This window comes from Endozoicomonas atrinae, assembly GCF_001647025.1.
Lineage (GTDB): Bacteria > Pseudomonadota > Gammaproteobacteria > Pseudomonadales > Endozoicomonadaceae > Endozoicomonas > Endozoicomonas atrinae.
The window spans coordinates 1-11,974 of sequence record NZ_LUKQ02000172.1 but is presented as its reverse complement, the minus strand read 5'-3'; the positions used below and the strand labels follow the sequence as shown (position 1 = coordinate 11,974).

Sequence of the window (11,974 nt, the reverse complement as noted above, 5' to 3'; positions counted from 1 at the left end):
CCACGATCAGGTCATAGTTGCCCCAGTTGATGGTTTCCAGATTGATCTCACCGGATTTGCCGGTGGTGCGTGTCAGGTCGGTGTGGTTGAGTACGTCGTAGTTGAAGCGATCTGCCGATAATAAATTACGTTTGTCATTCACCGTATAAACGGTCCAGTTTTCCCTGAGCTTTTTGGGGGCAAGTACCAGTACCCGGTCGTTACGCAGTTCATAGTATTTAATGACGGCGAGGGCAGAGAAGGTTTTGCCAAGACCGACACTGTCGGCAATGATGCAGCCGTTGTAGCGTTCCAGTTTGTCGATGGCGCCCAACACACCGTCTTTCTGGAATTTGTAGAGTTTGTTCCAGACCAGGGTATCTTTAAAACCGGTTTTGCTTTTGATGATGCTGTCTTCGTCGATCTCTTCCAGAAAGTCTTTGAACAGATGATAAAGGGTTAGAAAGTAGATGAACTGGGGCGATTGATCCTGTGTCAATTGGTTGAGCTGATCCAGCAGTAGCTGTTTGGCATCGCTGGCTGACGGGCTGTCCCAGATTGCATTAAACCACTCCAGCATTCCTTGCGTGGCCGTGCTATCGGTGAGGCACATATTCATATCAAACTGATCAGACTCACTGAAGCCCAATCCCGTACTGGTGAAATGTGAACTGCCCTGGATAGCGGTGTCGTTATTGTCTGCTTTGCTGATATGAAAAAGGTTCTGGTTGGCCATGCTGGTGGAGCGCACCTCGACCTTTCGCTCGATCCACCCGGCGCACTCTTTGGCAATCTGCATCTGATTGAGCTGGTTCCTGAGGCGGTGCTCAAAGCGGTCACCGGTTAACTCGGCAAAAGGCGTATCGTGGGCTATTTCGGTTTTCAGCGACCTGGACAACAACAGGCGTATTTCATCGACGGAAGATAATTCTTTCTTCAGCCAGTCAAAACCATAGATGGAGAATAAGCCAGAGAGTACCGACAGTTTTGATCCTTTGCCAAGGTGTCGGCGAAGCTCTTCACCCACTTTTCCATTTTGTTTATTGTCCAGAAGCACGGCTACATTTCCATGTTGTATCAGCAGGTACGCTACCGCCCGTGGATTTTACCGCCGTCGTTTATCGACTTTGGGGAGCATGGGACCAGATAGCTCAGTGGTACAAATTTGAGAAGGAAAATATTGTACGCTTGTGAGGTGATTGGTGGTAGTCGTGTATTTGCGGAGTGTTAAAAAATGTAAGTTTTATTTCATTTACTTCTATCTGTAAGCTGTGACGTAAGGGCGAGGGCTAAATATCGGAGCCCCCTTCAGGAAGGCTGATGAAGGTTTAGAAACCTGTGTTGAGTCAGGTAAAAATCTATGCTGGGTCCTCTTTTTGGGGTTGAGAGAGGGTGGATAAGGTTTTCAGCGTCTGATTATTTTCTTTGACCGTTTGCGGAGGTTTGGACTTAGATCAAGACTATTCTCTGCTTATAGTATGTGCAAATATCACCACGGTAAGATTGGCCTTCGGGTTTGCTATGAGGCGTGCTGAATAGGCGGCGTTAGCGGGGTAGAGCTAAATATGTACAATAGTACATATTTTGTTTTTATCAAAAAATTTCGCATTAGGTTCCCTCCCCACCGCCATACAATGAAGCCCTTACGATATCTGTCGTAAGGGTTTTGTCGTTTATAGACCCTGTAAACAAAGGGTTAAACGGATGATGCTGTGGTTTGTGGCCTTCCGTTTTTAAAGCTAATTTTCCCCGTTTTTCTGACTTTTCTCTCTCCTCTCTGAAAAGCTGTGGTTTTTACCCTTGCGAGAACCACAGCGTTTAACTGTTTGATTCTATTGTTCTTTCTATGTGATTTTTTGTGTTGTAATCTTGTGGGTTCGCAGCTATACCTGCGCTAGGGGCTCGGGACCGTATTCGAATTATTTTATTAACTGTAAAAAGCTTAAATAGAGTATTTAGCGTTGGCCATGACTTGAAAATGTGTTTACAAATCTACAGTACGAGCCTTGCTTATTATTCATCTTTTTCAAGTGTCACTTAGGTAGATCAATTTTGAACTTTAAGTCTTTATTTTCATTTGGGAGCCAAAAAGCCCTTACACCTGCGATAGAAACTTTTGAGAGCTCAGCGAATAAAGCCACTCTACTCATGGAAGAAAAGAAGTGGGAAGATGCCGCTCGCACTATTGGTCAAGCAGGCTTTGATCAGGCAATAATGGACTATCTTGATGTTATAAAAGCTTCTGAGGCTTTTGTTAATGCATATCGAGAACGATGGAAATCTTTCTTTGACTATGTGCTGGCTAATGCAGAACTTGAGAGAGCATACACCAATAGTTATGTTTTTATAGATGTAATGTGTAGCCGTGTTGAAGCAGCGGAAAAACGTTTTTTGGTGGCATCTAAAACCTTGCAAGCTCAAAAGCAGCCATAGCGAAGATGGGGGAATTTACGCTGTGGTGCAAACTCTGCATCCAATATGATGAAGTACCTTTACTGGCTTACCTGAAGCAATAATTGTCCCCCTTCAATCATTGGAAGGGGGGGCAGCTTCAGGGGAGGCCAGTGCCAGTTTTCTGAAATGATCCCGCTGTTCTGTCCAGAGCATGGGGAAAGGCTTCATACAATCCTTCAGCGTAAGCACCCATGTTCCAGTATTGCAGAGAATCGCTTCCTGAATATCCGGTGCCAGACAGGTCAGGCGGATCAACTTGGCTACCCGACTTTTGTCCGTCTTTTCTTTCCTGGCTACGGCCTCAAGGGTTTTATACTTCCCATCTTCCAGCCACTTGATCCAGCGGTGACCTTGGATTAGAGCTCGCTGCAGAGCCTCCATCTCTTCATGGCCAACCATACCATCCGGTGTCTTGATCGTGCTCTTCCCACCCCGTCGTATAATCTTGATGGGGATGGTGACTTTGATCAGGTTTTCCTCTTCCAGAAATTCAACAGTTTCATCTCCGACTTTTTTGACAATGGCCATGGGCTCTCCTTGCAGTTTATGGTTGTAGTTCAATGGCAACGGCATTCATGCCGTCAGGCCGGAAGTAAACGGTGACTTGCTCTGCGGCCAGTTCAATGCGTTTGATTAACAGTTCTGTCAGGCGTCTTTTTTCCGGAGCGAACAGCTCGTCCCATACCGAAGCCAGATCACCCAGTGCGGCCCGGATGGTGTTTTCATCGAGATTGCCATCCTGTTCACTGGCCTGTTGCCACACCTTGAACAGCAACTCCGGGCTGGCCAGCCGTTTCCTTATCTCCTCCAGCACCATAAGTTCCAACGTGCGGGCCGACAGGGGCGGCAGTGGGCTGTTTTTGGCTCCCTGTTTCTGACTGGTGCCGGTCACGTAATAACGGAACAGCTGGCCGTTTTTGCGGGTACTGCTGGTGGTCATGGCTAAACCATCCGGTCCTACCAACATGCCCTTGAGAAATGAAGGATTGTTCCGGTGCCTGGAAGACTTTGAGCGCAGCTGGGCGTGGACATCGAAAGTACCATGAGCCTTTGCCCATAAGTCCATGGGGATAATCGGTTCATGTTCACCGGGGTACCATTCGCCCTTGTTACCAATCTCCCCGATGTAGATCCGGTTACGGAGAATGCGATGAACGGTGTTCTTGGCAAACAGACTGTCGCCTCTCACGGTTCCGTCGTGTAACGGGATCGCCTTGGTGCGGTATCCTTTCTTATTGACGATTTCACAGGTTTGGATAATGGAGCGGGTTTTCACAAAGGTTTTGAAAATCAGGTTAACCAGGCCTGCTTCCACCGGGTTAACGGTGAGTTTGCGCTCAATGACGTCATAGCCCAGTGGAGGGTTACCGCCCATCCACATGCCTTTCTTTTTGGAGAGCAGAAATTTATCTCTTATTCTCTCGCTGGTGACCTCTCTTTCAAACTGGGCAAAAGAGAGCAGGATATTAAGAGTGAGTCTTCCCATACTGCTGGTGGTGTTGAATTGCTGGGTGACGGATACAAACGACACATTATGCTTGTCGAACAGGTCCACCAGTTGAGCAAAGTCAGCCAGAGAGCGGCTGAGGCGGTCCACCTTGTAAACCACCACAATGTCAATCAGTCCGGATTGGACATCCCGAAGCAAACGCTGAAGAGCAGGTCGCTCCACATTCCCACCAGAGAACCCACCATCATCATAGTCATTTGGAATCAGCACCCAGCCTTCATGCTTCTGGGAGTGAATGTACGCTTCGGATGCATCCCGCTGGGCATGGAGCGAATTAAACGCCTGCTCCAGTCCTTCCTCCGTCGATTTTCGGGTATAGATTGCACATCGCTTCTTCACCAACGTTTCCTTACGCCTGGCCATGTACACCTCCTTTTGACTTGGATTTCAGCCCGAAGAACATCGGTCCCGACCAGCTGGTGCCGGTGATCATATTGGCAATGCGGGTCAGGCTCTTGTAGATCTCTCCCCGGTACTCAAAACCCTGCGGGGTCACGATGACTTCGTGGGTTTCCCCGTTGTACTCCTTGGTGATGACCGTCCCCAATGGAGGCTTCACTAAGCGGCTATTTGCAGATTTAGGTTTGTGCTCACTTTTCTTGCTGGCCAGCTTCAGCCGGTCCGAGCTCTTCTCACTCAGTCCTCCCAATGCCAATTCTTGAATTCGATTGGACAGTCGCTGTCGAAGAATACGAAGATCAAGCTCTGGAGCTGGTTTGCCATTTAGCTCCTTCCACATTTTGCGCAATTCTTCTGTCTTCATGGATTGCAGTGCCACCACTCTGGCGGCAAGGGTTTTATCGTCATTCATAAGCTACCTCAGTCTTGTTCTCAGGGGTGTTCACAGTCATGCATGAGGTAGCGGAGTTATCCAGTCGGTCAGGGTCTTTATTTTGTGTTCTCTGCCGCTTGCGGAGGATGGCTGAAGCGATCAGTGCTGCAATTTCATCCCGTGGGCTGAGGTCTTGCTCCATTGTTGATAGCAGTTCGTCCATGGTGTTTCGTTCCTGAAAAGGCTTACTTTTATTCTGCGAATCCTTATGGATTTTTGCCATGGCGTATTTGCGGGGGCTTGCGTGCTCTGGCGTAAATACTGTATAAAATTACAGTTAAATTGAAGTCAGGACCTCTTATGCAGTGATGGCCCATCATTATGAGGGATGGTTGATGCCACACATTGAAAGCCTTGAAGCAGTGCTTCGCCGGGTGAATCCCGACTTTTTCCAGGCCATGATGTCCAGTGCCTTTTCGATTGACCTCCGTGTGCCTTCGGCTACGGGGGTTCGAAAACAGAGAAAAAGCCTGTTGAATGCGTTGATCCATTATTACGACGACCGGTTGCCTGAGCTGAATCCGGTGTTTGAAAAGATCCTGTTATTGTGCGACAGCAGTGGACAGGACGCCCTGGAAGCAATCAGGACAGAGTCCCTACCTGAAGATCTGAAAGAAACCTTTCGTACCCTGTCCAATCAATACCATCGCAGTCTGTGGCTTTATGATTATGACCAGCGCCTGTTTGCCGAAGCGCTGGATAAACGCCAGTTGCGGGTACTGCGTCGCAGCAGCCGGAGTTGCGCTGGTTTTGAGTTGCCCAGAGGGCTGAGCATTGACGATAAGGGGCAGGTGAAGTCCTTTCGGGCTGCCATGGCTGAAGTATTAATGTGTCCGATTGATGCGGTCGCTGCAGAAGTCATTCCCCGGTTTGAGGATGAGGCGTGTGTGCGGCTGGAACACTATGAAGTTCGGTTACATTACAACTTGCCACCGGAAAGTGCTGGGCGGGTTGAACAGAATCAGCTGATTCCCTGCGATATCCTGCTCGCCACCAGCGCCTTCATGACGTATGAGCCGGACAATGGTGCATTGTACGTGATGTCAGAAGATACCCGTCTCTGGCATCCCGCAGGAAAGGCGGTGGCAGAGTGTCTGCTCAATGTCGTCTTTACAGCCAGGCCTCTGGATGTGATTACCTACGATTACCAGAAACTGGGAGACCAGACGTTTCAACTCAATATCGGTGGACTCGAGGGGGTGTTTGGGGCCAAGGTTACCCTGCTGGGTGTGAGAGGGAACAAGAGTTCGCTGCTGGTGTCGTCGCCTGTGAGTGACCATGGTGACATTCACTCTGCTGGGATTGAGCTTACCCAATGGGATGGCTTTCGCTTTGCCGGGCGTCGATTAAGCCGGGCTTCAATCACCATAAAACTGCGACCCAATGACCCAACAGAAAATGAGCGAACCGCCGTTATTAATCTTTCCGGTGAATCGCGGTGCAGTTTTCGCTACAGCCGGGAAAAAGATAAACGGGTCTGCCAACGATTCCTGGAGCTGAATGGACTGGTGAGAAGGATTGGGAATGAATTATCTCCTGCCGCAAACGACGATTGATCTGTTCCGGTGTTTTGAAGAGAGTACTGAAGAGTGGATTACCCAGGCGGGCCAGCAGGTACAGGGAGTTTTATCGTTGACCCTGGCCGATTCGCTGAAGCCGCTGCTCCATCAATCCGGCTGGTTTTGCCGGTTGGGAGAAACCACATCCCTTTCTGTTCCTTGTGGGGATGATTTCACGGAAGAAGATCTGGATTACGATCCGGTCAAACAGCGGTATTTTTATACCTGTCCGGAAACGTTATTGAAAATCGCCGTTGATGTCAGTGATGTTTCCATCTGGTCTCTGGACTGCCAACGGTTGCTTGCCAACCTGGCAGACCTTCTGGATGTGCCGGATCGAGAACGGGTTGGGCTCAGTGCACCACTGGCGGGCGGGCATCTCTGGCGGATTGGAAATACCCGTCTGGCCGACGGCTTTTACTATCCGGTCTGGTTTTGTCGTGGAGCTCAAAGCCAACTGACCACGTTGGATGCCACGCTGAGACAACTGTCGAACCGGGATCGTGGCCTGATTCTTACGGCACATCAGATGTTTCCCAGCCACTATCGCCTGCCCTCGGGGTTCTATAGTTTGCCGGTTGCCAGGGCATTGTTTACCCATGGCTCCAAAACGGTCATTAATCGTGACCGACTGTATCAAGCGATTGTGCAACCGGGACATCATCAGGATGACAGTCCGGTGCACTATGATCGACAACGTCAGACACTGATCATTGCAGGCAAAGAGCCCTGGTGTATTCAGGGTGATAACCAGGCGGCCGCAATTGATTATGTGTATCAGCGCTCACAGGCCGGAGTCTGGGAGGTCAAGGTCAGTGATATTTTGCTGGCGGTCAAAATAGCGACACACAAGCCGGATACCTGGTCGGTTAAACGGCTGCCGGAGTTGTTTAAAGGCAATGAGTGGACGGACTATCTGACCAGTACCCGGCGTGGCTATTACGGGTTTAACCTGACCTGAAATTCGTTACTGCCGGATGATCGCCACCTCAGGGTGGCTTTTTTTTGCCTCAAATTTCTGCCAATACCGCAGGTCTCACATTATTTCTCACATTTCGGGGGGTGACGGTCTCACATTTTGCTTTCGACAATTTACTCACGTTCTGACAATAAACGCGAGGAGGCGATGAACGTGAGAAAGAACAGTCTCAGCCAGATTGAACTGGCACAACGCTGGAGTGTTTCGCAGCGTACTCTTGAGCGCTGGCGCTCGGTGGGGTGGGGACCCACCTTTCACAAAATGGGTGGGCGAGTGATCTACATGATCAAGGATGTAGAAGCTTACGAGGCGCAGACCGCCATGCGCTCCACTTCTGAGCCCTGCCATTCCATGGCAGCAGGAGGTCAGTCATGAATCTGAAAGACTTACTTAAGTTACCGGTCAGTGATCTGGCGGCCAGGTCTGGTGAAGAGTTGTTAGTGCTGGTGGACAACATTGAAGCTCAGTTAGAGGAAGCCCAGAGAGTAAGAGATTGGCTGGAGTCTGCCATCGCTTACAAATATGTCTACAAAGCCACCAGCATTCGTTCGGAGTTACAGCAGGAGTTCGGTTTCATTCACTTTGAAGACGGTGTCGTGAAAGTGACATCTGAAATTCCCAAGGCCATTACCTGGGATCAGAAAAAGCTGGCAGCCATAGCGGAAACCCTCCGTAACCAGGGAGAACATCCTGAAGCGTTTATGGAGGTGCAGTACACCGTTCTGGATGCACGTTTTGATGAATGGCCTGAGGTCATGCAGAACGCGTTTCGACCTGCACTGACTATTGAACAGGGAACGCCTAAGTATCGTCTGTCTCCCAACTATCGGGGGATAAAGTCATGAGCTTGCCAATATTAACAGCTGAACAGCGAAGCCGGGAACGAAAGGGAATCAAGTGTGTTTTGTTAGGCCGAAGTGGGGAAGGTAAGACCACACTACTGAAAACCCTCGATACGCATAGCACGATGTTCATGGATCTCGAAGCGGGTGACTTGGCGGTTCAGGATTGGGAGGGTGACACTATTCGTCCCTCTACCTGGACGGAGTTCCGAAATTTTGCCGTCTATCTTGGAGGTCCTAACCCCGCACTCAGGGATGACCAGGTTTACTCGAAAGGTCACTATCAGGCGGTGTGTGAGAAGTACGGTGATCCATCCGCTCTGGATAAATACGATACCTACTTTATCGACTCCATCACGGTGCTGGGGCGGCTCTGCTTTCAGTGGTGCAAAAGCCAACCCCAGGCCTTCTCTGAGAAAACCGGCAAGCCGGATACCCGGGGAGCCTATGGTTTGCATGGACAGGAGATGATTGCCGCACTGACTCATCTCCAGCATGCCCGGGGTAAAAATGTAGTGTTCGTGGCCATCCTGGAGGAGCGGGTGGACGACTTTAACCGGAAAATTTATCAGCCTCAGATTGATGGCTCTAAAACTGGTCTGGAAATGCCCGGGATCGTTGATGAGGTCATTACCCTTGCGAGCCTGCCGGATGAAGAAGGTAACCTTCGACGAACCTTTGTCTGCCAGACCCTGAATCCATATGGCTACCCAGCCAAGGACCGCAGTGGTCGTCTCGACCTGTTTGAACCGCCCCACCTGGGCAGGCTGTTTCATAAAATCCGAACCGCTGAACGTCAGCCGGTCACCTTTGACGATCCAACTCTTAAAACGCCAACCGCTGAAACCCAAAAGGACGCATAACCATGTCTCAGAAAAAATCATGGAACGATTTCAACGATGCCGCTGAACAGAACCAGCACGATATCATCCCTTCAGGCACCGTGGTTAAGGTTCGTATGACCATCAAGCCGGGTGGTTTTGATAACCCGGACATGGGATGGACGGGAGGTTACGCCACTCGTGGTGATACCGGGGCCATCTACCTCAACGCTGAGTTCACTTTGCTGGCAGGCGAGTATGCGAAACGCAAGGTCTGGTCATTGATCGGGATGTACAGCCCGAAAGGACCGGAGTGGGAAAACATGGGCCGCTCGTTTGTTCGCAGTATTTTGCAGTCAGCCCGTAATATCAAACCGGATGATAACAGCCCACCGGCGTACAAGGCCCGTCAGTTGATGTCCCTGTCGGAGCTCGATGGCATTGAGTTTGTGGCCAAGGTGAGTCTTGAAAAAGATCAGTATGACGAGCCGAAGAATGTCATCAAGCAGGCCATTACCCCGGAGCATAAGCAGTATGCCCAGTTGATGCACGGTATTGCACCTGTAACACAACCCGGACAGAGACCGTCTCATCATGAATTGCAGTCCGAGTTGTATCGGGGACCGGATCAAGCGCCTCATCCGGCTGAAGGTTATGGCAGCCAGTGGGACTGACTTCTAACTGAAAGGAGTATCGCCCACCCGCAGGTGGGCTTCTTTTTACAGGGACGCTGAGCAATGAAGAACGGATGGCTCAATTTTAATACGGCTGCAGAGCAACAAGCCCCTGAGCTCTTACCGGCTGAGGATATTAAGCGACGTATCCAGGACCGGCTGTTGGATTACCTGACGGCGATGTTTCCGAACGGTAAGCGACGGAGTAACAAGTTTGTCATGGGGAATGTTAAGGGTGACAAAGGTAAAAGTCTGGAAGTCTCGCTGGATGGCAGTGAACCCGGGCTATGGCATGATTTTGAAAATGGTGAAGGCGGTGACATTGTCAGTCTGACTGCGGCCGTTCAGGGGCTTGATCCTAAAAATGACTTTCCTGAGGTTATTCGCGCAATGGCTGATTGGTTAGGGATACCACCAACTAGCCCACCAGCATTAGCCAGTTACCAGGACGACTACGAGGATCTTGGTGCACACACTGGCAAATGGGACTACCACGATGCTGAAGGCAATTTGATCGCCTGTGTCTATCGTTACGATACTCCGGATGGTAAAGAGTTCAGACCGTGGGATGTTAAAGCACGCAAGACCAAGGTTCCCAATCCCAGGCCATTGTATAACCAACCGGGGATCAAACAGTCTACGGACGTCTGGCTGGTGGAAGGAGAAAAAGCAGCACAGGCACTGATTGATAACGGCTATTGTGCCACCACTGCCATGAATGGAGCGAAGGCACCGGTTGAGAAAACAGACTGGTCTCCCCTCAAAGACAAGCGAGTGATGATTTGGCCGGATCATGATGAGGCCGGACTGGCTTATGCACACAGTGCAGCAAAAGCCATTGACGACATTGGAGCTATGTCCGTTGTTATTCTCAAGCCACCAGCCGCTAAGCCAGAGAAGTGGGATGCCGCTGATGCGCTTGAAGAAGGCTTCAATATTGACGAGTGGAAAATTACAACGGATCGCAAAACCATCAAGTCTGCCGGGTTATTCCTCAAGGATTGGAATGCATTGCGTTATCAGGGCAAAGCACCCGATCAGCACTTTCTGGTGGAAGGTTCTTTTCCCATGGGCGTGGTGTCCATATTGGCGGCCATGGGCGATACGGGGAAAGGCATGCTGACCCTGAAGCTGGCACTTGAAGTGGCTTGTGGTGAAGGGTTCCTTGCTGAGGTTCTGGGTGGTCGTATTCAACAGCACGGTACGGTGGTGGTTTTTACCGCAGAGGATGATCAGGCGGAAGTGCATCGTCGTCTGGAGAAGCTTGATCCGGGTAATCACCGACTGGACCGTCCTGACAAGTTATTGATAGTGCCCCTTCCAAATGCAGGTGGACCGTTTCCCATGGTGAAGGACACTCCTGATGGACCTGCAACGACCCGTGAATTCACTCAGATTGTGAGGCAGCTTCAACAGATTGAGGATTTGAAGCTGGTGGTGTTTGACCCTCTGTCTTCCTTTGTTCATGCGGATGTCAATGCGGATCCGGCAGTGGGGAGTTATCTCACTGGTTTGCTGGCTAACCTGGCGTCAGAAACCGGTGCAGCGGTGATGGTGGTCCACCATATGCGTAAGCCCCCGAGTATGAGGCCTATCGACAGTGCTGAGCAGGCAAGGGATGCCATCAGAGGCAGCAGTGCATTGGTCGACGGAGTGCGTATGGCCTATGCCTTGTGGCCCGCTGAGGATACTCATGTGCAACAGGTGTGCACCACCCTGAATTTAATACCGGAGGCACGGAGTTTTTATCAAGGGGCAGTGGTTAAATCCAATGGCCCGGCCGATCGTACTTTGCGTACCTATAAGCGTAACAGTGTTGGATTGTTGGAGGATTTGACCCGTAGACTGAAGGGTGGCACACCCAGCAACTACGACATGTTGGTGCAATTATCTGAAGCCTTGAGAATGGCTGCTGAGCGTGGACATCCCATGACGCATACCGGCGTCAACGGTGTCTTCAAACAGCGTAATCGTCTGCCGGACATCTTCCATCCAATGCCCCGACATCGGCTCGAAAACCTGGTGCAGGAACTGCTGAATGAAAAGCCTCCCAGAATCGTCAAAGGTACTTTGAAAGATTCAAAAGAGCTTAAATGGCTGGACTCGCCATGGGGAGATTTTGCTAGTGGAAAGGGGGTTATTGTTCCGGGAGCTGACCTCCAGTGAAGCGTAAAAAGCATTTCCAGAGCGTTTCCAGACTATTTTTTAACCAGCAACGAACCCAGAAAGTACCGTTGCTAAACCGTTTCCAGAGCGTTTCCAAAAATGACCGTTTCCAGAGAAAAGCTGGAAATTGGAAACGTAAAGATAATGTAAGTAAATTC

General features: G+C 50.2%; 13 protein-coding genes. 8 read left to right on the top strand and 5 right to left on the bottom strand.

The window, feature by feature from the left end:
• Positions 1–1,036 (bottom strand): SNF2-related protein (locus AK963_RS19610; RefSeq protein ID WP_238593790.1); only part of this gene is annotated, 1,036 nt, incomplete at its 3' end.
• 995 nt (positions 1,037–2,031) lie between these two features.
• Here AK963_RS19610 and AK963_RS19605 point away from each other — a divergent pair.
• Positions 2,032–2,412, top strand: coding sequence for a hypothetical protein (locus AK963_RS19605; RefSeq protein ID WP_139117534.1), 381 nt, complete (start codon positions 2,032–2,034; stop codon positions 2,410–2,412).
• A 93-nt stretch (positions 2,413–2,505) separates the two neighbouring features.
• Here the strand turns inward: AK963_RS19605 and AK963_RS19600 are convergent, their stop codons facing one another.
• The 4 genes from AK963_RS19600 to AK963_RS19585 are packed head-to-tail and all read right to left on the bottom strand — an operon-like array spanning position 2,506 to position 4,998.
• On the bottom strand, positions 2,506–2,961 hold the full coding sequence (locus AK963_RS19600; protein WP_066017127.1) for a hypothetical protein: 456 nt from the start codon (positions 2,959–2,961) through the stop codon (positions 2,506–2,508).
• A gap of 16 nt (positions 2,962–2,977) precedes the next feature.
• Positions 2,978–4,306 (bottom strand): recombinase family protein, encoded by a 1,329-nt coding sequence (locus AK963_RS19595; protein ID WP_066017126.1) that lies wholly within the window; start codon positions 4,304–4,306, stop codon positions 2,978–2,980.
• Positions 4,293–4,754, bottom strand: coding sequence for a DUF2924 domain-containing protein (locus AK963_RS19590; RefSeq protein ID WP_066017125.1), 462 nt, complete (start codon positions 4,752–4,754; stop codon positions 4,293–4,295). The genes AK963_RS19595 and AK963_RS19590 overlap by 14 nt, the downstream gene beginning before the upstream one ends.
• On the bottom strand, positions 4,747–4,998 hold the full coding sequence (locus AK963_RS19585; RefSeq protein WP_066017124.1) for a hypothetical protein: 252 nt from the start codon (positions 4,996–4,998) through the stop codon (positions 4,747–4,749). Before AK963_RS19585 ends, AK963_RS19590 begins: the two co-directional genes overlap by 8 nt.
• A 112-nt stretch (positions 4,999–5,110) precedes the next feature.
• Between AK963_RS19585 and AK963_RS19580 the strand changes: the two genes are divergently transcribed.
• The 7 genes from AK963_RS19580 (at position 5,111) to AK963_RS19550 (ending at position 11,816) form a co-directional block, all read left to right on the top strand.
• A complete protein-coding gene (locus AK963_RS19580) occupies positions 5,111–6,331 on the top strand; it encodes a hypothetical protein (protein ID WP_139117533.1) in 1,221 nt (406 codons plus the stop codon).
• The gene (locus AK963_RS19575; RefSeq protein WP_066017122.1) at positions 6,300–7,295 is read left to right on the top strand and encodes a hypothetical protein; all 996 of its coding nucleotides are present in this window, start codon (positions 6,300–6,302) and stop codon (positions 7,293–7,295) included. Before AK963_RS19580 ends, AK963_RS19575 begins: the two co-directional genes overlap by 32 nt.
• 171 nt (positions 7,296–7,466) lie before the next feature.
• Positions 7,467–7,688, top strand: coding sequence for a DNA-binding protein (locus AK963_RS19570; protein WP_420795623.1), 222 nt, complete (start codon positions 7,467–7,469; stop codon positions 7,686–7,688).
• Positions 7,685–8,158 carry a hypothetical protein gene (locus AK963_RS19565; protein ID WP_066017120.1) on the top strand — a complete coding sequence of 158 codons (474 nt, stop codon included), beginning with the start codon at positions 7,685–7,687 and terminating at the stop codon, positions 8,156–8,158. The genes AK963_RS19570 and AK963_RS19565 overlap by 4 nt, the downstream gene beginning before the upstream one ends.
• Positions 8,155–9,018, top strand: a complete 864-nt coding sequence (locus AK963_RS19560; RefSeq protein ID WP_066017119.1) for an ATP-binding protein — start codon at positions 8,155–8,157, stop codon at positions 9,016–9,018. Before AK963_RS19565 ends, AK963_RS19560 begins: the two co-directional genes overlap by 4 nt.
• Positions 9,019–9,020: 2 nt before the next feature.
• A complete protein-coding gene (locus tag AK963_RS19555) occupies positions 9,021–9,650 on the top strand; it encodes a hypothetical protein (RefSeq protein ID WP_066017118.1) in 630 nt (209 codons plus the stop codon).
• A gap of 63 nt (positions 9,651–9,713) precedes the next feature.
• The gene (locus AK963_RS19550) at positions 9,714–11,816 is read left to right on the top strand and encodes an AAA family ATPase (protein WP_066017117.1); all 2,103 of its coding nucleotides are present in this window, start codon (positions 9,714–9,716) and stop codon (positions 11,814–11,816) included.
• The last annotated feature ends 158 nt before the right edge of the window (positions 11,817–11,974 follow it).